Below are 23,195 nucleotides of genomic sequence, written 5' to 3' on the forward strand. Positions count from 1 at the left end.
GACTGTACAACCCTGGTTGGGGGGTGTCAAAACGAGCTTGACGTACGGCACGTCAGTCGCCCTGCGGGGTCTCCCCCAGGGCGCCTCGACCTCGCATCGACCTGGTCGTGGCCTGCCCTCAGGCCTTGGACAGCAGGCTCGGTTCCGTCCGCCGGTAGGTCCCTGGGGCCGTCCCGTGCGTGCGCTTGAAGGCGTGGGCGAAGGCGAACTCCGATGTGTAGCCGACCTGGGCGGCGATGGATCTCAGCGGTACGTCCGACGTCCGCAGCAGGCGTGCGGCCGTGGTCATCCGCCACCAGGTCAAGTAGCCGAGTGGCGGTTGGCCGACCAGCATCGCGAAGCGCCTGGCGAACGGCGCCCGGGAGAGGCCCGCTTCCTCGGCGAGGCCGGCCACTGTCCACGGTGCTGCCGGGTCCCGGTGGATGGCGTGGAGGGCGGCGGTGACCGGCGGATCGTTCAGTGCGGCGGCCCAGCCCCTGGTGTTGGCCTGGGAGGGCTGCTCGTCGAACCAGATGCGCAGGATGTACAGGAGGAGCGTGTCCAGGAGCGCGGGAACGACTGCGTCCGTGCCCAGGCGTGGGCTTTCCAGTTCGGCGGCCAGCAGCTCCACCGCCGACCGCAGCTCGGGGCGGCGGCCCGGGTGCGCGGGCAAGTGGATCAGATCCGGGAGGGTCCGCAGCAAGGGGTGCGTGCGGGAGGGGTCGAGCTCGTATGCCCCGCAGAGCACTACCGTGACCGGGCCGCCGCCTCCGCTCCTGTCCACGGTGTCCAAGGCATAGGTGCTGTACGGCTGTTGGCCTTCGTCAGGCGCGCAGTCGGGCGCCGTCAGCAGGGTTTCGGGGGTGTCGGCCAGGGTGTGTCCGCTGCCGTGGGGAAGGAACACCACGTCTCCCGTGTCCAGCTGGACGGGCTCCGCGTCGGGAGGCAGCAGCCAGCAGGAGCCCTGCAGGATGATCTGGAATCCCGCCGACCCGGGGACGGCGGCGAACTGCTGCCCCCACGGGGCATGCCACCGAACGTGCGCTGACCGGGGCCGACCGGTCCGCGTCACCGCGACCACGTCGCTGAGGACATCCATGTGGCGAGCGTACAGATGCAAGACGTTCGCGTATGAACTGAGCAGCTTGACACATGGATCGTCTCTACAGGCGGCCGTAGGTTGCGTGGCATGACGACGATGAAGACCGCGCGCATCCACGAGTACGGCGATGCGTCCGTGATCCGCTACGACGACGTTCCGCGTCCACGTCCCGCCTTCGGTGAGGTGCTCATCCGTGTGGCCGCGACCTCCTTCAACCCCACCGAGACCGCCTTGCGTGCAGGTCTGCTCCAGGCGTTCCTTCCCGTGGAACTGCCCTACACGCTCGGCTGGGACGTCTCCGGCACTGTGGCCGAGATCGGCGCGGGGGCGGAGGGCTTCGCCGTCGGCGACCGGGTCGTCGGGCGGCTCGACGGAGGAGCGGCCGCGGAGTACGTACGTGCGCCCGCCGCCCTTCTGGTCGCCGCGCCGGCTTCCCTCCCGCTGGCGCATGCTGCCGCCCTTCCCGTGGCCGGCCTGACGGCATGGCAGGCGGTGTTCGAGCACGGGAAGGTGGCCGCAGGCCAGCGGGTACTGGTCAACGGTGCGGGCGGCGGCGTCGGAGGCTTCGTGACGCAGCTCGCCAAGCAGGCGGGGGCCGAGGTGATCGCGACGGCCAGTGCTCGGAGCGCCCAGGCGGTACGACGCCAGGGGGCGGACCAAGTGATCGACTACACCGCCGCACCGGTGGGTGCGCTGATCGAGGGGCAGGTGGACACCCTCCTGAACCTCGTCCCGCTGAGCCCGTCGGACGCCGCCGCTCTGGCGCCCGTGGTGCGGCCGGGCGGAAGGATCGTCTCGATCGCGACCCCGATCGAGCCGTCTGCGGACTCCGGGGTGAGCTCGATGCACATGGTCGCCCGGAACGATGCCGCACACCTGGCCGCGCTCGTGGAACTCGTCGACGCCGGCACGGTCACCGCCGTAGTGAGCAAGGCCGGACACGAGGCAAGGTCGTCATCGTTCCGTCGGATCACTGAGATGTGAGAGCTGAGAGGTAAGCGGGAGACGCCGAGTTGCTTCCGCGCCCGGGCGTCGCACCATGAAGACGTCGACCGCGTCCTCGGCCTCCACGGTGAACCCGTGGCGCTCGTACAGCCCGCGGGCGGCACTGCCCTGCAGGACATTCAGACGGACGAGCACTCGGTCGGCGTCGATCTGCTCCAGCAGGGTCCGCAGAACCGCCGATCCGAGCCCCCGGCCTTGGAAGACCGGAGCCAGGTAGAAGTGCTCCAGCCACCGCTCGTCCTCGGCCGGGCGCAGGGTGACGCTGCCCGCGAAGGCCCCATCGGCCACGATGACCGAGGTGTATTGCGGGGAGAACGAATCCCGCAGCCGCTGCCGGACCCCGTGTGCGTCGAACCGTCCCAAGCGCTCCAGGTCCGGACGCATCACCGTTGCCCGCAACTCGGCGATCGCCTCGACATCCGCCGGCTCGGCAGAACGCAGCGCCCATTCCGCGGGACGGCCCGGCCGTATCCCGCCCGCCCTCGACCTCGTATCCATGGGCCGGAGTATGTCAACGGCGCCGATCAGCGACCCGGCCGGGAGGATGCGCGACTCAGAGGTTGACGCGCTTCAGGTAGACCCTGCTGCGATGCGGGATGGTCTGGTACCAAACCATCAGGTGCTCGTCTTCGTACGTCCGCAACCGCATGGGCTGGGGATCCTCGTAGAGGCTGCCGCCCTTGGGGTCGATGGCCATCGACGCCAGGTCGACCAGGCCGTCCATCACGGTGGCGACCGCCTCCTGGTGCTCCGCGGGCATGTCCCCAAGCACCCACAGACGGCTGGGGTCACACTCCCACGCCCAGCCGCTGTCGTTCTCGACGCCTTCGCCCCGCGGAGTCACTGACCGATCTCGCGCTGCGCCTCGGCAAGGATGCGGCTGCTGATCTCCATGGCGTCCCGGAACTCTTGCTCGGTCGCGCTCGGGTCCCCCGCGACTCGCTCCGCCTCGTGCAGCGCCGCGGAGCGGGCCGGCCGGCGATGGATCGCCACATGCGTGGCCCACTTGATGAGGAAGAACCTCAACGGGTTGATGGCACCGGTCTCCGCCGCACGGTCGAACGCCTCGTTGCACTCCTTGTCGAACACGGCGAGGTTGGCCATGTCGATCCGGCGCACGGCGTCCCGGAGGGCTTCCCGTGTCATGGCAGGCTGAGGAATGAGCGGCCCGCCGTCTTCCAGGTGCTGTGCTGTCATCGCATCCTCCAGGGAACGCGGCCAGGATACTGGGCCGCGCATCTGAAAGCGGTCCGGAACGCAGAAAAGCCCCGCACCGAGCCCGTAAAGGGCTGGTGCGGGGCTTCCCGCAATGATTGTTCGGCGGCGTCCTACTCTCCCACAGGGTCCCCCCTGCAGTACCATCGGCGCTGAAAGGCTTAGCTTCCGGGTTCGGAATGTAACCGGGCGTTTCCCTAACGCTATGACCACCGAAACACTATGAAATTTGAACGCTGGCATTGACACAGCTGTTCGTTATTTCAGAACTAACACAGTGGACGCGAGCAACTGAGGACAAGCCCTCGGCCTATTAGTACCAGTCAGCTTCACCCGTTACCGGGCTTCCACATCTGGCCTATCAACCCAGTCGTCTACTGGGAGCCTTACCCTCTCAAGGAGGTGGGAATACTCATCTTGAAGCAGGCTTCCCGCTTAGATGCTTTCAGCGGTTATCCCTCCCGAACGTAGCCAACCAGCCATGCCCTTGGCAGGACAACTGGCACACCAGAGGTTCGTCCGTCCCGGTCCTCTCGTACTAGGGACAGCCCTTCTCAATATTCCTACGCGCACAGCGGATAGGGACCGAACTGTCTCACGACGTTCTAAACCCAGCTCGCGTACCGCTTTAATGGGCGAACAGCCCAACCCTTGGGACCGACTCCAGCCCCAGGATGCGACGAGCCGACATCGAGGTGCCAAACCATCCCGTCGATATGGACTCTTGGGGAAGATCAGCCTGTTATCCCCGGGGTACCTTTTATCCGTTGAGCGACGGCGCTTCCACAAGCCACCGCCGGATCACTAGTCCCGACTTTCGTCCCTGCTCGACCCGTCGGTCTCACAGTCAAGCTCCCTTGTGCACTTACACTCAACACCTGATTGCCAACCAGGCTGAGGGAACCTTTGGGCGCCTCCGTTACTCTTTGGGAGGCAACCGCCCCAGTTAAACTACCCATCAGACACTGTCCCTGATCCGGATCACGGACCGAGGTTAGACATCCAGCACGACCAGAGTGGTATTTCAACGGCGACTCCACAACCACTGGCGTGGCTGCTTCAAAGTCTCCCACCTATCCTACACAAGCCGAACCGAACACCAATATCAAACTATAGTAAAGGTCCCGGGGTCTTTCCGTCCTGCTGCGCGAAACGAGCATCTTTACTCGTAGTGCAATTTCACCGGGCCTATGGTTGAGACAGTCGAGAAGTCGTTACGCCATTCGTGCAGGTCGGAACTTACCCGACAAGGAATTTCGCTACCTTAGGATGGTTATAGTTACCACCGCCGTTTACTGGCGCTTAAGTTCTCAGCTTCGCAACCCCGAAAGGTCACTAACCGGTCCCCTTAACGTTCCAGCACCGGGCAGGCGTCAGTCCGTATACATCGCCTTACGGCTTCGCACGGACCTGTGTTTTTAGTAAACAGTCGCTTCTCGCTGGTCTCTGCGGCCACCCCCAGCTCACGGAGTAAATCCGATCACCAGTGATGGCCCCCCTTCTCCCGAAGTTACGGGGGCATTTTGCCGAGTTCCTTAACCATAGTTCACCCGAACGCCTCGGTATTCTCTACCTGACCACCTGAGTCGGTTTAGGGTACGGGCCGCCATGAAACTCGCTAGAGGCTTTTCTCGACAGCATAGGATCATCCACTTCACCACAATCGGCTCGGCATCAGGTCTCAGCCTTAATGAGGGACGGATTTGCCTACCCCTCGGCCTACACCCTTACCCCGGGACTACCACCGCCCGGGCTGGACTACCTTCCTGCGTCACCCCATCGCTTACCTACTACCACCTTGGATCGGCGGCTCCACCACTTTCCTTTCCCCGAAGGGTCCGGAACGGCTTCACGGCCTTAGCATTAGAGGATTCGATATTGGGCGTTTCAAAGCGGGTACCGGAATATCAACCGGTTGTCCATCGACTACGCCTGTCGGCCTCGCCTTAGGTCCCGACTTACCCTGGGCAGATCAGCTTGACCCAGGAACCCTTAGTCAATCGGCGCACACGTTTCTCACGTGTGTATCGCTACTCATGCCTGCATTCTCACTCGTGAACCGTCCACAACTAGCTTCCGCTGCTGCTTCACCCGGCACACGACGCTCCCCTACCCATCACAGCGGGCGTTGGCCCTATTGCTGCAATGACACGACTTCGGCGGTACGCTTGAGCCCCGCTACATTGTCGGCGCGGAATCACTTGACCAGTGAGCTATTACGCACTCTTTCAAGGGTGGCTGCTTCTAAGCCAACCTCCTGGTTGTCTCTGCGACTCCACATCCTTTCCCACTTAGCGTACGCTTAGGGGCCTTAGTCGATGCTCTGGGCTGTTTCCCTCTCGACCATGGAGCTTATCCCCCACAGTCTCACTGCCACGCTCTCACTTACCGGCATTCGGAGTTTGGCTAAGGTCAGTAACCCGGTAGGGCCCATCGCCTATCCAGTGCTCTACCTCCGGCAAGAAACACGTGACGCTGCACCTAAATGCATTTCGGGGAGAACCAGCTATCACGGAGTTTGATTGGCCTTTCACCCCTAACCACAGGTCATCCCCCAGGTTTTCAACCCTGGTGGGTTCGGTCCTCCACGAAGTCTTACCTCCGCTTCAACCTGCCCATGGCTAGATCACTCCGCTTCGGGTCTAGAGCGTGCAACTCAATCGCCCTATTCGGACTCGCTTTCGCTACGGCTTCCCCACACGGGTTAACCTCGCTACACACCGCTAACTCGCAGGCTCATTCTTCAAAAGGCACGCAGTCACGACGCATTGAGTAAACTCAATGCGCGACGCTCCCACGGCTTGTAGGCACACGGTTTCAGGTACTATTTCACTCCGCTCCCGCGGTACTTTTCACCATTCCCTCACGGTACTATCCGCTATCGGTCACCAGGGAATATTTAGGCTTAGCGGGTGGTCCCGCCAGATTCACACGGGATTTCTCGGGCCCCGTGCTACTTGGGAGATTCTTAAGCAAGCCGCTGATGTTTCGTCTACGGGGGTCTTACCCTCTACGCCGGACCTTTCGCATGTCCTTCGACTACATCAACGGTTTCTGACTCGCCGACCGGCCGGCAGACCGATCAAAAGAATTCCCACAACCCCGCATGCGCAACCCCTGCCGGGTATCACACGCATACGGTTTGGCCTCATCCGGTTTCGCTCGCCACTACTCCCGGAATCACGGTTGTTTTCTCTTCCTGAGGGTACTGAGATGTTTCACTTCCCCTCGTTCCCTCCACACTGCCTATGTGTTCAGCAGTGGGTGACAGCCCATGACGACTGCCGGGTTTCCCCATTCGGACACCCCCGGATCAAAGCTCAGTTGGCAGCTCCCCGGGGCCTATCGCGGCCTCTCACGTCCTTCATCGGTTCCTGGTGCCAAGGCATCCACCGTGCGCCCTTAAAAACTTGGCCACAGATGCTCGCGTCCACTGTGTAGTTCTCAAACAACGACCAGCCACCCATCACCCTGACCTATACAGATCAAGTTCACTGGGGCCGGCACTGAAGATCGCAACCTTACGGCCGTACCTTCAGGACCCAACAACGTGCCAAGCACGATCCCCCATCAGTGAGTCACTTTCCACGCCGAAGCAGTACTCGTGATCCATCCAGGAAACCGTGCCAACTAATCAACGTTCCACCCATGAGCTGACCGTGCAGAACATTTGTCTGCAATCGGTACTGTGCTCCTTAGAAAGGAGGTGATCCAGCCGCACCTTCCGGTACGGCTACCTTGTTACGACTTCGTCCCAATCGCCAGTCCCACCTTCGACAGCTCCCTCCCTTACGGGTTGGGCCACCGGCTTCGGGTGTTACCGACTTTCGTGACGTGACGGGCGGTGTGTACAAGGCCCGGGAACGTATTCACCGCAGCAATGCTGATCTGCGATTACTAGCAACTCCGACTTCATGGGGTCGAGTTGCAGACCCCAATCCGAACTGAGACCGGCTTTTTGAGATTCGCTCCACCTCACGGTATCGCAGCTCATTGTACCGGCCATTGTAGCACGTGTGCAGCCCAAGACATAAGGGGCATGATGACTTGACGTCGTCCCCACCTTCCTCCGAGTTGACCCCGGCGGTCTCCTGTGAGTCCCCATCACCCCGAAGGGCATGCTGGCAACACAGGACAAGGGTTGCGCTCGTTGCGGGACTTAACCCAACATCTCACGACACGAGCTGACGACAGCCATGCACCACCTGTATACCGACCACAAGGGGGGCACTATCTCTAATGCTTTCCGGTATATGTCAAGCCTTGGTAAGGTTCTTCGCGTTGCGTCGAATTAAGCCACATGCTCCGCTGCTTGTGCGGGCCCCCGTCAATTCCTTTGAGTTTTAGCCTTGCGGCCGTACTCCCCAGGCGGGGAACTTAATGCGTTAGCTGCGGCACCGACGACGTGGAATGTCGCCAACACCTAGTTCCCAACGTTTACGGCGTGGACTACCAGGGTATCTAATCCTGTTCGCTCCCCACGCTTTCGCTCCTCAGCGTCAGTAATGGCCCAGAGATCCGCCTTCGCCACCGGTGTTCCTCCTGATATCTGCGCATTTCACCGCTACACCAGGAATTCCGATCTCCCCTACCACACTCTAGCTAGCCCGTATCGAATGCAGACCCGAGGTTAAGCCTCGGGCTTTCACATCCGACGTGACAAGCCGCCTACGAGCTCTTTACGCCCAATAATTCCGGACAACGCTTGCGCCCTACGTATTACCGCGGCTGCTGGCACGTAGTTAGCCGGCGCTTCTTCTGCAGGTACCGTCACTTTCGCTTCTTCCCTGCTGAAAGAGGTTTACAACCCGAAGGCCGTCATCCCTCACGCGGCGTCGCTGCATCAGGCTTTCGCCCATTGTGCAATATTCCCCACTGCTGCCTCCCGTAGGAGTCTGGGCCGTGTCTCAGTCCCAGTGTGGCCGGTCGCCCTCTCAGGCCGGCTACCCGTCGTCGCCTTGGTGGGCCATTACCCCACCAACAAGCTGATAGGCCGCGGGCTCATCCTTCACCGCCGGAGCTTTCAACCCCCGCCCATGCAGGCAGGAGTGGTATCCGGTATTAGACCCCGTTTCCAGGGCTTGTCCCAGAGTGAAGGGCAGATTGCCCACGTGTTACTCACCCGTTCGCCACTAATCCACCCCGAAGGGCTTCATCGTTCGACTTGCATGTGTTAAGCACGCCGCCAGCGTTCGTCCTGAGCCAGGATCAAACTCTCCATGAATGTTTACCGGTAATCCGGTTCACACACACGAAAGAGCGGGCCAGTCTTGGTCGGAATAAGACCGACTGACCACAACGTCCTCGCTGTGTTGTTGCCTGCAAGCACTCCACGAGGGAGCCTTACAGGTCTTTTTCAAAGGAACCTCATCCACCGAAGTGGACGGGGTATCAACTTCTGGCGTTGATTTTTGGCACGCTGTTGAGTTCTCAAGGAACGGACGCTTCCTTCGTACTCACCCTCTCGGGCTTTCCTCCGGGCTTTCGTTCTGCTGTCTTGCGTTTCCGACTCTATCAGACTCTTTCGGGCCTGACTCCCAGTCAGCGGGGTTTGCCTTCCGGGCTGTTGGGCCCTTCCGACTCCCGAACTCTAGTGGATTTCCCGGACGATTCATAATCGGCCTTCGGAAATTCATTCGGGCATGCCGAATGCGTTCCCAGTGGGAGATCTTGCTGAGTTGGGTGCCGCAACGAGGCGGCGGGATTCGTTGTCGCCGAAACCTTCCGGCTCAGGGACAACTCGAAGAACCTTACGGAGTCGCAGGGTCTGTGTCAACTCCGGGTCAGCTGGGGGACTGGAGGTCCTCCACGCGGTCCAGCAGGCGGGTGAGCATGTCGCCCAGGACGCCGCGCTCCGCCGTCGACAGGTCCTGGAGGAGGTCCTCCTCGAAGACCGTGGCCGCGCGCATCGCGTCCAGCCACTTGCTGCGGCCCTCGTCCGTGAGCTCCACGATCACGCGGACGCGGTTGGACTCGTCCCGCTCACGAGTGACCAGGCCCTCCGCCGTCATGCGGTCGATCCGGTGGGTCATCGCCGCCGGCGTGAGGCCCAGCTGCTTGGCCAGCTCGCTCGGGCCCATCCGGTACGGGGACCCGGAAATGACGAGGGCCTTGAGGACCTCCCACTCCGCGTTGCTGATGCCCAGGGCCGCGGTCTGGCGTCCGTACGCGACGTTCATACGGCGGTTGAGGCGGCTCAGGGCCGAGACCACCTTCTCGACCTGGGGGTCGAGGTCCTGGAACTCGCGCTGGTAGACGGCGATCTGCTCGTCGAGGCTCGGCTCGTGGACGGGCGTAGTGCCGTCGGGGGTGTCACCCATGCGTCGAAGTATCGCATGAGGCCGTTGGCGTCTAACTCCTTCGATGTGTAGAGTTAAGGATTGAAGTTTAGGGATGAAGTCTTTCGGTCTTCAGTTACAAGGCAGGTGAGAAGTGACCAAGGTGATGGGCGCTGCGATGCGGCGGATCCAGGCCGGGAACGCGTTGACCGCGTTCGGCATCGGCTTCACGGTTCCGTACCTCTACATCTATGTGGCGCAGGTGCGAGATCTGGGCTCCATGGCCGCCACGAGCGCGTTCGTGGCGTTCGCCCTGGGCGCTCTCGTCGCGCTGCCCTTCACCGGTCGGGTCATCGACCGACGCGGACCCGTCCCCGTGGTCATGGCCGCCGCCGCTGCCGCTTCCGTGGGGGCGCTCTCGCTCGGGCTCTCCACGGGCCTCGTGCCCATCCTGTTGTCCGCCCTGGCGCTCGGCGCCGGGCAGGCCGTGATGCAGCCGGCGCTGGCCACGATGATCGTGTGGTGCTCGACGCCGGCCACTCGTACGCGGTCCTTCGCTCTGCAGTTCTTCATGCAGAACCTGGGGCTCGGGATCGGTGGGCTCATCGGTGGGCTCATCGTCGACAAGGACCGGCCCGCCAGCTTCATCCTGCTGTTCGGCATCGAGGCCGTGATGTTCCTGGTGCTGGCCGGGGTCATCGCCACCGTGCGGATGCCGCAGGCGCCGGGCTTCAAGGACGCCCGGCCGAAGGCGCCGGCTCAGGGTGGCGGTGGCTGGAAGCTGATGCTCCGGCACAAGGCCATGGTGCAGCTGTGCCTGCTCGGGTTCGTGCTGTTCTTCGCCTGCTACGGACAGTTCGAGTCGGGTCTGGCTGCCTTCGGTACCGAGGCCGCCGGGATCTCCCCCTCGACGCTCGGGTTCGCGCTCGCCGCCAACACCGGTGCGATCGTGCTCGCGCAGTTCGTGGTGCTGCGTCTGGTCGAGAAGCGCCGGCGGTCGCGGGTGATCGCGCTGGTGGGTCTGATCTGGACCGTGGCGTGGGTCATCGCCGGGTTCTCGGGGCTGGGGCACGGCAGCGCGGTAATGGCCGCCGCCGCGTTCATCACCACGTACGCGCTGTTCGGCATCGGTGAGGCCATGCTGTCGCCGACCGTCGCGCCGCTGGTGGCCGATCTGGCGCCGGAGGGTTCGGTCGGGCAGTACAACTCGGCGTTCGCGCTGGTCAAGCAGATGGCGCTGGCGCTCGGGCCGCTCGGGGTGCCGCTCGGTGCGGGTGTGCCGATGCTGTACATCGGAACCTTCGTGCTGGTGTCGCTCGGGATCGTCGGGCTGGCTCTGCGGCTCGGCAAGCAGCTGAGCCCCGAGCAGGACAACCCGTCGTTGGTGAGCAAGGTCGTGGCGCAGGGTGGGCCCGTGGTCGGCGCCCCCGTTCCGGCTGCGGTCGTGGAGCCCGCGCGCGTGTAGAGCGGCGTACGTATTACGTATGGCGTGTGCGGAGAGGCCCCGGTCCTGGTGGACCGGGGCCTCTCCGTGTCTTCGGCTACTTGTCCGGCAGGGCGAACTCGCACCAGACGGCCTTGCCGCCGCCCGGGGTGCGGCGGGAGCCCCATGCGGAGGCGATGGTGGCGACGATGGAGATGCCGCGGCCCGTCTCGTCGGCCGGTTCTGCGCGGCGGCGGCGCGGGAGGTGGTCGTCGCCGTCGGTGACTTCGATGATCAGCCGGCGGTCGGTGCGGCGCAGGCGCAGGCGCATGGGCGGGGTGCCGTGCTGGAGGGAGTTCGCGACGAGCTCGCTCGCGGCCAGGACGCCCAGGTCGCAGAGCTCTACCGGGAAGCGCCAGGAGGCGAGGACGCCCTGGGCGAAGGCGCGGGCGCGCGGGGCCGCTTCGATGCCGCCGAGGAGTTCCAGGGCGGCATTGTGGAAGAGCTCGGCGTCGGCGCCGGTGCGGGCGGGCTGCTGGAGGACCATCACGGCGACGTCGTCGTCGTGGTCGGCGTCCACGCCGAGGGCGCGCATCAGGCGGTCGCAGATGACGGCCGGGGTGCCCTGGGCGCCGGAGAGGGCGCGTTCCAGGGCGGCGACGCCCTCGTCGATGTCCTCGCCGCGGCGTTCGACCAGGCCGTCGGTGTAGAGGACGGCGGTGGAGCCGGGGCCCAGTGCGATGGTGCCCGAGGTGTGCAGCCAGCCGCCGGTGCCGAGCGGCGGGCCGGTGGGGTCGGCGGCTCTGCGTACGGTGCCGTCCTCGTCGCGGACCAGGATCGGGAGGTGGCCGGCCGAGGCGTAGGCGAGCAGGCCCTCGTTCGGGTCGTGGACGGCGTAGACGCAGGTGGCGATCTGGCTGGCGTCGATCTCGGCCGCGAGGCCGTCGAGGAGCTGCAGGACCTCGTGGGGCGGGAGGTCGAGGCGGGCGTACGCGCGGACCGCCGTGCGGAGCTGGCCCATGACGGCGGCGGCGCGGACGCCCCGCCCCATGACGTCCCCGATGACGAGGGCGGTGCGGCCGGCGCCGAGGGTGATGACGTCGTACCAGTCGCCGCCAACGGCCGCCTCGGTGCCGCCGGGCTGGTAGGTGGCGGCGACGCGCAGGTCGTCGGGCTGCTCCAGCTCCTGCGGGAGGAGGGAGCGCTGGAGGGTGACGGCTGCCTCGCGCTGGCGGCGCTCGCTCGCGCGCAGCCGCTCTACGGCTTCGGCGTGGTCGGTGACGTCGGCGAGGTGGATCAGGACGCCGGTGTGCGCCTCGGCTTCGCCGGCCGTCTCGGTCTTGGGGAAGTCGACCGGGGTGCAGGTGACGGTGTAGGTGCTGGTGCCGCCGGGTGCGGTTCGGTTCTTGGCGGTACGGGGCTTGCCGCTGCGCTGGACCTGGTCGAGGAGCGGGAGGAGGCCGAGGTCGCCCAGTTCGGGGAGGGCCTCGTGGGCGGGGGCGCCGGGGGTGCGGGTGCCAAAGCCGGCGGTGTAGGCCTCGTTGACGTACGCGACGTGGTGTTCGGGGCCGTGGACGAGGGCGACCAGGGCCGGGAGTCGGCCGATGACCTCGCGGACGGAGAGCTCGTCGAGGGAGGGCACCGCGGCGGGGATGCCCGTACGACGGGCCGTGGCGGAGCCGGTGCCGGAGACCGTGGGGTCGGCGGGGCCCCCGTCCGCGATGGGCGCGGACCGGTCGGTTCCGGGGTCGGCGCGGCCGCCGCGGGCGGCCGGAACCGAGCCTTCACCCCTCTTGGCCTGGGCGGCGGCGTGTTCGGTCCGGGCGGCGGCGCGGCGCTGCGTTCCGGGAAACCGGGCGCTCCAGCGCGTGAAGTTCACTGCGTTCAAGCCTCGTGGTGTCGCAAGTGGTCGCTGTGTCGCTCGTCGGGGTGGTCGCGGACTGGACGTTGTCACTCTGTGCAGGTGTGAGCCCACCTATGGTCACACGTCCAGTGTGGCCGACCGCACTGACAACGTCAGCCCTGGCTGTCCTGCGGGGGGTTGGGGGCGGGGTTCGGGGGTGGGTTCTTGGGGCCGCCACCTGCGGCCAGTTCGAATTCTGCCCTGGGGTGTTCGAGCGAACCCAGGGAGACGATCTCGCGCTTGAAGAGGCCGGAGAGAGTCCATTCGGCGAGGACGCGCATTTTGCGGTTGAAGGTGGGCACGCGGCTGAGGTGGTACATGCGGTGCATGAGCCAGGCGGGGTAGCCCTTGAGCTTGCGTCCGTAGACGTGGGCGACGCCCTTGTGGAGGCCGAGCGAGGCGACGGAACCGGCGTACTTGTGCGCGTACTCGGTGAGGACCTCGTCGCGCAGGGCGGCGATCAGGTTGTCGGCGAGGGCCTTGGCCTGGCGGACCGCGTGCTGGGCGTTCGGGGCGCATTCGCGGCCCGGTTCGGGGGCGGTGATGTCGGGGACGGCGGCGGCGTCGCCGGCGGCCCAGGCGTGCTCGACTCCCTCGACGGTGAGGAAGGAAGTGCAGGCGAGGCGGCCGCGTTCGTTCTTGGGGAGGTCGGAGGCGGCGAGGATCGGGTGCGGTTTGACGCCGGCGGTCCACACGATGGTGCGCGTCGGGAAGCGGGCGCCGTCGCTGAGGACGGCGACGCGGTTCTCGCAGGATTCGAGCCGGGTCTCCAGCCGCAGGTCGATGTTGCGGCGGCGCAGTTCGCGGACCGTGTAGACGCCCATGTCGGGGCCGACCTCGGGCAGGATCCGGTCGCTGGCCTCGACCAGCACCCACTTCATGTCCTCGGGCTTGATGTTGTGGTAGTACCGCGCCGCGTAGCGGGCCATGTCCTCCAGTTCGCCGAGGGCTTCGACGCCCGCGTAGCCGCCGCCGACGAAGACGAAGGTGAGGGCCGCGTCGCGGAGGGCGGGGTCGCGGGTGGAGGAGGCGATGTCCATCTGCTCGATGACGTGGTTGCGCAGGCCGATGGCTTCCGCGACGGTCTTGAACCCGATGGCGTAGTCGGCGAGTCCCGGGATGGGGAGCGTGCGGGAGATCGAGCCGGGGGCGAGGACGAGTTCGTCGTACTCGATCTCGATCGGGCCGGCTCCCTCGTCCTCGGTGGCGAGGGTGGCGACGGTCGCGGTGCGCTTGGCGTGGTCGATGTGGCGGGCCTCGCCGATGAGGATGCGGCACTTGGGCAGCACGCGGCGCAGCGGGACCACGACGTGGCGGGGGGAGATGGAGCCGGCGGCCGCCTCGGGGAGGAAGGGCTGGTACGTCATGTAGGGCTCGGGGGAGACCACCGTGACCTCGGCTTCGCCGGATCTCAGCTTTCTCTGGAGCCGGAGTGCCGTGTACATGCCTACGTAGCCGCCGCCGACGATCAGGATGCGCGTGCGGGGCGGGGTACCGGGGTCCGTGCCCCGCGAGTTAGCAGCCTTCACCATCCCATGACGCAACGTGGCTGGGAGTTTGTCCACAGGCCCGACAAATTGTGTGACCGGAGGTGGTGCCGGCGTGGGGTCGAAGCGGACCTTGGGTAGGGGTGGAACTGCGCAGGTCAGGGGGTGCGGAATGGAAGATTCCGGGAGTGTGTGAGGGAAAAGTGAGGATGAATGCTCCGATCGGGCGGTGCTCCGTCCGGGGCTGCCTCTTCTGAATTGACTCTGGCTCAACTATGTTCGTATCTCGTCGAGTGAGTAGGACCGGGCCCGAGACCGTGGCCCACTCGACATGAAGGCGGGGAGTGTCTCCGGGGGGAGACAAATGATTACCGGGGGAAACATATGAACATTTCCGATTTCCATGGTTCTGCGACCGCTCTTTCGGTCGAGAGCAACGGCCGCGCGCTCGCGAACGGCGCCACCACGCATGGCGTGGGCAGGTCCACGCCCCTGCGCGTCGATGCCCAGCGCAACCTGGAGCACGTGCTGCGGGCGGCCCGCGAGGTCTTCGGCGAGCTGGGCTACGGGGCTCCGATGGAGGACGTGGCGCGGCGCGCGCGCGTCGGGGTCGGCACCGTCTACCGGCGCTTCCCGAGCAAGGACGTGCTGGTCCGGCGGATAGCCGAAGAGGAGACCGCGCGGCTGACCGAGCAGGCCCGGACGGCGCTCGGCCAGGAGGAGGAGCCGTGGCAGGCGCTCTCGCGCTTCCTGCGCACCTCCGTGGCCTCGGGTGCCGGGCGGCTGCTGCCGCCGCAGGTGCTGCGGGTCGGCTCGGCGAGCGAGGACGGGGTCGAGGAGACGGAGGAGGCGCGGGTTCCGCACCAGCGCCAGGCTGCCGAGACGGCCGGCGGGGCCGCCGGTGCGGCTCCGGAGGCTCGGAGCGTCGCCGCGCGCATCGCCGCCGAGGACGAGCCCTCGGACGACTCGGGCGCGGGGGCTCTGCTGGAGGTCGTGGGGCAGCTCGTGGAGCGGGCCCGGGAGGCCGGTGAGCTGCGCGGTGACGTCACGGTGGCCGATGTGCTGCTGGTGATAGCGACGGCTGCGCCCGCGCTGCCCGATCCGGCGCAGCAGGCGGCGGCTTCGACGCGGCTGCTCGACATCCTGCTGGAAGGGCTGCGCTCCCGGACGGTGTGAGTGCCGGACGGTCCGGGTGCCGGACGGTGCGGGTGCCGGGCGTGCGGGTGCCGGGCGTGTGGTGCCGGATGGTGCGGGTGCCGGATGCGTCGCTTCGTTGACCGCTCTTTGGAGACCTTCGGGCTGACGTCCGTGGGGTTTTGTCGCCGGGCTGCTGAATTGTGCCCGGATGAGTGGATGGTATGGAGACGGGTCCGGCGCGCCTCCGCCGTGTGACACGCTTGATCGGTGGACCGGTTGAGTGTGTCGTTCGGGGGCGTCCGAGATGAGCGTTGACGGGCGGGAAGAGTCACTCGGTGGCGCCGGCGGCGAGGTCGTGGAGGGCACTCTGCCCGCGCGGCAGGTACCGGCCCAGCGCGAGCCCGGCGGGACCGGGGGCGAGCTGCCGCCGTCCGACGGTGACTTGATCGCCCGGATGCGTGCCGGTGACGACGGTGCCTACGAGGTGCTGTTCCGTCGCCACTCCGATGCCGTACGGCGCTACGCGCGGACCTGCTGCCGGGACGGGCACACGGCCGACGACCTGACCGCCGAGGTGTTCGCGCGGACGCTGCAGGCGGTTCGCGGCGGGGCCGGGCCGGACCAGTCGGTGCGGGCCTATCTGCTGACCACCGTGCGCAGGGTCGCTGCCGCCTGGGCGAAGACGGCCAAGCGGGAGCAACTTGTCGAGGACTTCGCGGTCTTCGCCGAGCAGGCCGCCGCGGGCTCCGGTACGGAGGGTGGCGCCGGGCTGTCGGGGCTGTCCGGCGACGACACCCTCGAACTCGGCGCGGACGTCCGGGCGATGCACGAGGCCGAGCAGTCCTTGGCGATGCAGGCTTTCCGGAGCCTGCCGGAGCGGTGGCAGGCCGTGCTGTGGCACACCACCGTGGAGGAGGCTTCGCCGAGTGCGATCGCGCCGCTGTTCGGGCTGAGCGCGAACGCGACCGCCGTGCTGGCCAGTCGGGCGCGGGAGGGGCTCAAGCAGGCGTACTTGCAGGCCCATGTGAGTTCGGCGCTGATCGAGGGCGGCGACTGCGCGCGGTACGCGGACCGGCTGGGCGCCTATGCGCGTGGCGGGTTGCGGATCCGGGCGGAGCGGGGGCTGCGCAAGCACCTGGAGGAGTGCGCGAAGTGCCGGCTGGCGGCCGGGGAGCTCAAGGACGTCAACGCGGGCATTCCGGCGCTGCTTCCGGTTGCGGTCATCGGGTGGTTCGCCGCCGGGTACGCGGCCAAGGCGGCCGGGGTGGTGGCCGGTGGGGCCGTCGCCGCGGGCGGGGCCGGGGCCGCCGCGGCCGCTGCCGGCGGGTCGACCGCCGGTGCCGGGGCGGCGGGTGCCGGTGCTGCCGGGGCCGGTGCTGCCGGGGCCGGAGGTGCCGGGGCCGGAGGTGCCGGGGCCGGTGCTGCCGGGGCCGGTGCTGCCGGGGCCGGAGGTGCCGGGGCCGCGGGTGGTGCTGCGTCGGGGGCCGGGGGTGCTGTGGTTTCCGAGGGGCTCGGGCTGCCCGCCAAGGCCGCCATCGCCGCCGGGATCGCGGTGGCCGCGGCGGCCGGGGTGGTGTTCGCGCTGACCGGGGACGATGTCGAGCCCCAGGCTCAGGCGAAGCCCGCGCCGACGGTCGCGGCGCCGGCGCTGCCGGAAGCCGCCTCGCCCTCGCCCGCCCCCTCGCCTTCGGCGGAGCCGGGCCCGCCCGGGCAGGAGCCGCCCGCGCGTGTCCACGTACCTCCACAGCCGGGGCCGAAGCCGACGCCGAAGGCGCCGGGTGCCGTCGCTCCCCCGCTGCCGAAGCCCTCCTCGTCCCCGTCTCCCTCGCCTTCGCCGAGCCGGGAGCGGCCTGCGCCGACGCCGCCCCCGAGCAAGCCGCCGAAGCCGGCGCAGGGGTTCCCGCTGGCCCGGCTCGACTACGCCGCATACGGGGACCATGACGGCCCGGAGTTGCAGGTCCGGCAGAGCAGTTGGGTGTGGCAGCGCCAGGGGCTGCGGGTGGGCGACAGGCGGTTCGAGCACGGGATCACGGTGAACTCCCATTCCTCGGTGCAGATCAAGCTCAACCGGCAGTGCACCTCCTTCTCCGCGCGGGTCGGGGTGGACGGCCTGTCGGCGCTCACCAACGGCCAGGTGCGGTTCTCCGTGTACGCGGACGGGCAGCGGCTGTGGCAGTCCGGCTCCCTCGGGTACGAGGACGGGCCCGCGTCGGTGAACGTCTCGCTGGCCGGGCGCTCGTCGCTGCGGCTGGTGGTGGAGCGGGCCGGGCCGGGTCGGCTGCCGACGCTCGCCAGCTGGGCCGACGCCGTGATCAGTTGCCGGTGAGCGCCGTGACCGGCCCGCTCGGGGAGAGCGCAGCGCCCGCGGCCTGCGCACGGGCGTAGCGGCGGCGAGGTTCCGGCAGCCGGTTACGGGGTGTCGCCGTGGGCTTCCAGGAGGGTGCGCAGGGCCGTGGCCAGGGTGGCGCAGGTGGCGCGGTCCAAGGGGGCCAGGAGCTGTTCGAAGTGGCGGAGATGGGCGGCCATCAGGGTCTCCGTGAGGGCGTGGCCGGCGGGAGTGAGGCGGATGCGGACCGCACGGCGGTCCTTGCCGTCCCGGACGCGTTCGACCAGGCCCTTCGCCTCCATGCGGTCGATGCGGTTGCTGATCGCGCCGGAGGTGACCATCGCGGCCGGGATGAGCGTGCCCGCGGTCAGCGCGTACGGCGGGCCCGAGCGGCGGAGGGTGGTGAGGACGTCCAGCTCACCCGGTTCCAGGTCGTGTTCGGTCACGAAGGCCTTGAGCTGCTTCTCCACGACCCGGTTCACGCGCTGGATCCGGGCCAGTACCTCGATGGGCCACAACTCCCCCGCCAGGTCGGGGCTCTCCGCCGCCCACTGGCCGACGATCATGTCCACCGCGTCACTCATGTCCGCTCACGTCCGATCTCGTCCCGTCTCGTCCCGACCACTTGGTGCTCGGCGTCGAGCGGCAAAGATAGATCAGTGCCGGGGGCGGGCCGAGCTCAGGAGAGTGCCGGTCGGTGTACCGGAACGCCCTCCGGGACCGCCCGGCGGCGGGCCGTCGAGGTGCCCGTCCAGCACGTGCCCCGGCGGGCGAGCAGGCGGTGCAGCCACAGCTCCATCGAGACGAGTTCCGCGAGCCCGTCCAGCGGGACCGGGCGCCCGTCCGCCGCGTCGAGCAGGGCCTGGCGCACGACGCGGGCCTCGATCAGGCCGGCGTCCGCGAGGAGCGGGGAGGCGAAGAGGTCGAGGAGGTCGGGCAGGGCTGCCCGGAGGCCGAGGCGGGTCGCCGTCTCGTTCGGGGTGTGGGCGGTGGCGCCCCAGCCCGAGGGGAGCTCGCGTACGCCCGCCGAGGACAGGACGCTGCGCAGGATCTCCGCCCGGGCCCCGGGCTGGACGCGCAGGGATTCGGGGAGGGCGCGGGCGGCCCGTACGACCTGGTTGTCGAGGAACGGGGCGTGCAGACGCTGGCTGCGGACCTCCACGGCCTGCTCGAACACCCGGTGGTCGGCGGCGTGGCGGGCCAGGACGGAGCGGGCGCGGGCCTCGCCGGGGCGCAGGGAGAGCGGGGGGCGGCCCGCGGCGGCAACCAGGCGGATCGATACTTCGGCGAGGGCCTCCCCGGTGAGCCAGCCCGCCGCAGGGCCGGGCCGGGACCAGGTCAGGGCGGCGAGGGAGGCGTCCACCGGACCGGAGGATCTCTCGGTGACCCCGCCCTCGCGGAGCCTGGCCGCGGCGGCTTCCATGCCCGCGCGGTACGTCGTACGAGAAAGTCTGCGGGCTGCCGAGTACACGGTGAGCGGCACGAGGAGGGATTCGCCGCCGGCTCCGGAGGCGGAGGCCGAACGGGCCAGGGCCGCGACCGGGCGCAGCAGGTGGCGGCGCCTGCGGTCCATCAGGAGGTCGGCCATGCGCGCCGGGTGGGCGTCGAGGACCTGGCGGGCGCCGTGGCCCGTGAAGTGGTCGGCGCTGCCGGCGGCCAGTCGGCGGCGCTCGCGGGCGGCGAAGACGAGGGAGGGGCCGGGTTCGTCGGTGAGGGGGCCGTCGAGGTCGGCGTACGGGAGGGCCTCCTCGGCGGCGGCCACCACGACGTGGTGCAGGCGCGGGTCGGCGGCGATGGCGCGGGCCCGTTCCAGTTCGGCCTCGCGGCCCTGCGGGGTGGCCAGGTCGTTGAAGGTGACGGCCAGCAGCCGCGCCCCGGCGGGGCTGCCGAGGGTGCCGGGCGCGCCGGGCAGACCGGCCGCCAGCAGGGCGAGGGTGGCGGAGGCGCTACCGCCGGAGAGGTCGGCGCCCACCCCTGGGGCCGGCGCGCCACGGGCGGCGCGCCGGTCGGCGGGGCCCATGCCGGGCACGGGGCCGGGATCGTACGGAGGCGGGGTGTCGGGAGCATGCCGGGGCGCCGTGAGCCGGGCGCGCACCGCGTCCACCAACGCTTCCCGTACGCCCTCCATCGCGCGCTCGGCGTCGGCCTCGGGGGCGGCCACGGCGAGGGAGGCGACGGGCTCGTAGCCGGTGATCTCCCGGGAGCCCTCGCGCAGGATGAGCGCGTGCCCGGGCGGGATGCGGCGGACCCCGGCGTACGGTGTGCCGTCGCCCAGTGCCTCGGGGCTGTCGGGGCACGCCAGCAGGGCGGCGAGGTGGCCGATGTCGAGCTGCGCCTCGATGAGGTCGGCGAGCGGGAGCGCGGCGGTGGCGTACGCGGTGCCGCTCGCCCAGGGCGTGTAGAAGACGGGCCGCGCGCCGGCGAGGTCGCCCACGACGGTGATGCGACGGCCGGCCTGCACGACGGCGGTGTAGCTGCCGGACCACTGGGTGAGGTGGCGCAGGGCCCCGCCGCGGGCGGCGTAGAGGGCGCGGCGCAGTTCGGCGTCGGTGGCTCCGCAGCAGCCGAGGACGGCGAGCCGGGTGAAGGGGTCGGCCGGGTCGGCGGTGAGGGTGCGGATCTCGTCGGGGCGCCAGTCGCCGACGGCCCAGAGGGGGTCGGGGTCGCCCCACAGGAGCTGGGCGCCGACGGGCTGGACGGTACGGTCGGCGTCCGCGCCCGGGTCGCCGGGGTGGGCGGCGTCGGCGATGCCGCCGTGCAGGGGGGCGCCGGCGGGGGCGTAACCGGGTTGGCCGGGTTGGCCGGGTTGGGCGTTCGCGTGGCGGCCGCCCTGGCCGTTCGCGCCGTGACCGCCTTGACCACCGTGGCCGTTCGCCCCGTAGCCGCCGTAGCCGCCGTGGCCGTTCGCGCCCGAGACACGACCGGCCGTGCCGAAGCTCGCGGCGATACTGCTCCAACCCACCAACCAGCGCACCGCCGCCTCCCCAGCCTGTGGGCACATGACCGGGGCACGGGCAGCACGGTCGGCGCTGAGGGCGCGGCCGCGGGACCCCGGGTGGCTCGGGTCCATGCTGCCACGGGACAGGCGTGCGAGAGTGGTTAAAGGGGGCGCACATGCAAACGAACACGCCCCGGCCACGCGGTATTTGACGTTCCGTTCCCACCGTCCCATAGGTCGGTTTCGGCCATTCTTCGGCGGTCTCGGGGGCCACCGAGCGCTGCCGCGGGCCGCCGCCGGCAGTCCGCGGCCGGACACGGGCGCGGTCGCGGGAGGCGGAATCCACCCCCCGGACCGGACCGCCACCCGCGGGGATTGAGGCAGCGGCATCCCCCGACCCGCCCGGTTCACGCAGCGGGCCGACCCACGCACCGCACATCGAATCGCCGGGCCCCCGTACCGGCCAGAGCGCACGGCCGGGCGCACGGCCACACGGCCGGAGCACACCGGGACGAGTGCGCCCCGGGCCCGGGGCCGGACCGGACTGTGCAAACGGACAACAATCCCGCCATACGGAAGTAGAGGCCTTAACGCTTGGGAGGCGGGGAACTACGCTGGGTTTACGAAATGCCGGGCGCCTATGCCCCGGCGGCGTATGCGTTCCGCGTGTGACGAGGGGTGGCGCATGTCCAGGGAGCTCCGCGAGCCCAATGAGAAGCTCGGCGCCGTCCTCGCCCTCGCGGGCATCAGCAACGCCGGGCTGGCCCGGCGCGTCAACGACCTCGGCGCGCAGCGGGGCCTGACCCTCCGGTACGACAAGACCTCGGTGGCCCGGTGGGTGTCGAAGGGGATGGTGCCGCAGGGCGCCGCTCCGCACCTGATCGCGGCCGCCATCGGCGCGAAGCTGGGCCGGCCGGTGCCGCTGCACGAGATCGGCCTCGCGGACGCGGACCCCGCGCCCGAGGTGGGCCTTGCCTTCCCCCGCGACGTCGGCGCGGCGGTGCGCTCGGCCACCGACCTCTACCGGCTCGACCTCGCCGGGCGGCGGGGCGGCGGCGGGATCTGGCAGTCACTCGCCGGCTCCTTCTCGGTGGCGGCGTACGCGACGCCCGCTTCGCGCTGGCTGATATCTCCGGCGGACGGCTCGGTGGGACGCGAGGCGGGGGTTACCGCACAGGGCTCCCCGGCGCACGGTCCCCCGGCGCAGGGCTCCCCGGCGCAGGCCCCCTCGGTACAGGGCCCCTCGGTACAGGGCCCCTCGGTACAGGCCCCCTCAGTACAGGGCCCATCCGTGCACGGTCCCTCCACGCACGACAGCGCCGTGGCGGACGGCGCGACGCCCTCGGAAGCCCCCGGGCGCGTGGGACCCGCAGGCCCCCCGGCTCCCCAAGGCCTCGTACCGGAACCGCCGTCCACCGTTGTGCCCGCCCAGCCCGGGCCCGAAACTCCGCGCGACCATGCCCAGCGCGTGGGCCACAGCGATGTGACCAAGCTGCGCGAGGCCGCCGAGGACGCGCGCCGCTGGGACTCCAAGTACGGCGGCGGGGACTGGCGTTCGTCGATGGTCCCCGAGTGCCTGCGGGTGGACGCGGCCCCGCTGCTGCTCGGCTCGTACAGCGACGAGGTGGGCCGCGCACTGTTCGGCGCGACCGCCGAACTGACCCGGCTGGCCGGGTGGATGGCCTTCGACACCGGCCAGCAGGAGGCCGCGCAGCGCTACTACATCCAGGCGCTGCGCCTGGCCCGCGCGGCCGCCGACGTGCCGCTCGGCGGGTACGTCCTGGCCTCGATGTCCCTCCAGGCGACCTACCGGGACTTCCCGGAGGAGGGCGTGGACCTCGCGCAGGCCGCCGTCGAACGCAACCGGGGCCTGGCCACCGCCCGCACCATGAGCTTCTTCCGCCTCGTCGAGGCGCGCGCGCACGCGAAGGCGGGCGATTCGTCGGCCGCCGGGGCCGCGCTGCGGGCGTCGGAGGGCTGGCTGGAGCGGGCGCGGGACGGCGATCCGGATCCGACCTGGCTCGGCTTCTACTCGTACGACCGCTTCGCGGCGGACGCGGCGGAGTGCTACCGGGACCTGCGGCTGCCCCGCCAGGTGCGGCGCTTCACGGAGCAGGCGCTGTCCCGCCCCACCGAGGAGTTCGTGCGCTCGCACGGGCTGCGGCTCGTGGTGAGCGCGGTCGCGGAGCTGGAGTCGGGCAACCTCGACGCGGCGTGCGCGGCGGGCACCCGGGCGGTGGAGGTGGCGGGCCGGATCTCCTCGGCGCGGACGACCGAATACGTACGGGACCTGCTGCACCGTCTGGAACCGTACGGGGACGAGCCGCGCGTGGCGGAGCTGCGCGAGCGGGCCCGGCCGTTGCTGGTGGCGCCGGCATAGGGGTGGGAGCCGGGGGCCCTCA

Annotated in this window: 14 protein-coding genes and 3 rRNA genes; 5 read left to right on the top strand and 12 right to left on the bottom strand. The window is 68.9% G+C overall.

Features of this window, described 5'->3' with window-relative positions; genetic code table 11:
* Window positions 1-118: 118 nt before the first annotated feature.
* Entirely contained in the window at window positions 119-1,078 is a 960-nt protein-coding gene (locus tag OG625_RS17845) for an AraC family transcriptional regulator (protein ID WP_329381708.1), read from the bottom strand.
* A gap of 90 nt (window positions 1,079-1,168) precedes the next feature.
* Between OG625_RS17845 and OG625_RS17850 the strand changes: the two genes are divergently transcribed.
* Window positions 1,169-2,065, top strand: a complete 897-nt coding sequence (locus OG625_RS17850; protein ID WP_329381711.1) for an NADP-dependent oxidoreductase — start codon at window positions 1,169-1,171, stop codon at window positions 2,063-2,065.
* On the opposite strand, the gene OG625_RS17855 is transcribed toward OG625_RS17850, so the two are convergent.
* From OG625_RS17855 to OG625_RS17885, 7 genes are all read right to left on the bottom strand, one after another.
* Entirely contained in the window at window positions 2,036-2,584 is a 549-nt protein-coding gene (locus tag OG625_RS17855; protein WP_329381714.1) for a GNAT family N-acetyltransferase, read from the bottom strand. The two genes, OG625_RS17850 and OG625_RS17855, sit on opposite strands and share 30 nt — an antisense overlap.
* A gap of 55 nt (window positions 2,585-2,639) precedes the next feature.
* Entirely contained in the window at window positions 2,640-2,846 is a 207-nt protein-coding gene (locus OG625_RS17860; protein WP_329381717.1) for a hypothetical protein, read from the bottom strand.
* A gap of 80 nt (window positions 2,847-2,926) precedes the next feature.
* On the bottom strand, window positions 2,927-3,283 hold the full coding sequence (locus OG625_RS17865; RefSeq protein ID WP_329381720.1) for a DUF6247 family protein: 357 nt from the start codon (window positions 3,281-3,283) through the stop codon (window positions 2,927-2,929).
* Window positions 3,284-3,401: 118 nt separating this feature from the next.
* Window positions 3,402-3,518 (bottom strand): 5S ribosomal RNA (gene rrf / locus OG625_RS17870).
* A 76-nt stretch (window positions 3,519-3,594) separates the two neighbouring features.
* A 23S ribosomal RNA gene (locus tag OG625_RS17875) occupies window positions 3,595-6,717 on the bottom strand.
* Window positions 6,718-7,000: 283 nt separating this feature from the next.
* Window positions 7,001-8,525 (bottom strand): 16S ribosomal RNA (locus tag OG625_RS17880).
* The 16S, 23S and 5S rRNA genes sit together here, the layout of an rRNA operon.
* Window positions 8,526-9,084: 559 nt before the next feature.
* The gene (locus tag OG625_RS17885) at window positions 9,085-9,621 is read right to left on the bottom strand and encodes a MarR family winged helix-turn-helix transcriptional regulator (RefSeq protein WP_319733805.1); all 537 of its coding nucleotides are present in this window, start codon (window positions 9,619-9,621) and stop codon (window positions 9,085-9,087) included.
* A gap of 112 nt (window positions 9,622-9,733) precedes the next feature.
* Between OG625_RS17885 and OG625_RS17890 the strand changes: the two genes are divergently transcribed.
* The gene (locus OG625_RS17890; RefSeq protein WP_329381726.1) at window positions 9,734-11,044 is read left to right on the top strand and encodes an MFS transporter; all 1,311 of its coding nucleotides are present in this window, start codon (window positions 9,734-9,736) and stop codon (window positions 11,042-11,044) included.
* Window positions 11,045-11,120: 76 nt separating this feature from the next.
* Here OG625_RS17890 and OG625_RS17895 read toward each other — a convergent pair whose 3' ends face one another.
* The gene (locus OG625_RS17895) at window positions 11,121-12,881 is read right to left on the bottom strand and encodes an ATP-binding SpoIIE family protein phosphatase (protein ID WP_329390754.1); all 1,761 of its coding nucleotides are present in this window, start codon (window positions 12,879-12,881) and stop codon (window positions 11,121-11,123) included.
* Window positions 12,882-13,018: 137 nt separating this feature from the next.
* A complete protein-coding gene (locus OG625_RS17900) occupies window positions 13,019-14,437 on the bottom strand; it encodes an NAD(P)/FAD-dependent oxidoreductase (protein ID WP_329381729.1) in 1,419 nt (472 codons plus the stop codon).
* 339 nt (window positions 14,438-14,776) lie between these two features.
* Here OG625_RS17900 and OG625_RS17905 point away from each other — a divergent pair, with 339 nt between their 5' ends.
* Together OG625_RS17905 and OG625_RS17910 are read left to right on the top strand one after the other, a co-directional pair.
* The gene (locus tag OG625_RS17905; RefSeq protein WP_329381731.1) at window positions 14,777-15,568 is read left to right on the top strand and encodes a TetR/AcrR family transcriptional regulator; all 792 of its coding nucleotides are present in this window, start codon (window positions 14,777-14,779) and stop codon (window positions 15,566-15,568) included.
* 265 nt (window positions 15,569-15,833) lie between these two features.
* Entirely contained in the window at window positions 15,834-17,855 is a 2,022-nt protein-coding gene (locus OG625_RS17910) for a sigma-70 family RNA polymerase sigma factor (protein WP_329381734.1), read from the top strand.
* 83 nt (window positions 17,856-17,938) lie between these two features.
* Here OG625_RS17910 and OG625_RS17915 read toward each other — a convergent pair whose 3' ends face one another.
* Both OG625_RS17915 and OG625_RS17920 read right to left on the bottom strand, forming a co-directional pair.
* On the bottom strand, window positions 17,939-18,439 hold the full coding sequence (locus OG625_RS17915) for a MarR family winged helix-turn-helix transcriptional regulator (protein WP_329381737.1): 501 nt from the start codon (window positions 18,437-18,439) through the stop codon (window positions 17,939-17,941).
* Between the two features lie 95 nt (window positions 18,440-18,534).
* Window positions 18,535-20,829 carry an asparagine synthase-related protein gene (locus tag OG625_RS17920; RefSeq protein ID WP_443067731.1) on the bottom strand — a complete coding sequence of 765 codons (2,295 nt, stop codon included), beginning with the start codon at window positions 20,827-20,829 and terminating at the stop codon, window positions 18,535-18,537.
* A gap of 649 nt (window positions 20,830-21,478) precedes the next feature.
* On the opposite strand from OG625_RS17920, the gene OG625_RS17925 reads away from it, so the two are divergent.
* Complete coding sequence (locus OG625_RS17925) at window positions 21,479-23,173, top strand: sporulation protein (protein WP_329381740.1); 1,695 nt, start codon at window positions 21,479-21,481, stop codon at window positions 23,171-23,173.
* The last annotated feature ends 22 nt before the right edge of the window (window positions 23,174-23,195 follow it).

Source organism: Streptomyces sp. NBC_01351 (assembly GCF_036237315.1).
Taxonomy (GTDB): domain Bacteria; phylum Actinomycetota; class Actinomycetes; order Streptomycetales; family Streptomycetaceae; genus Streptomyces.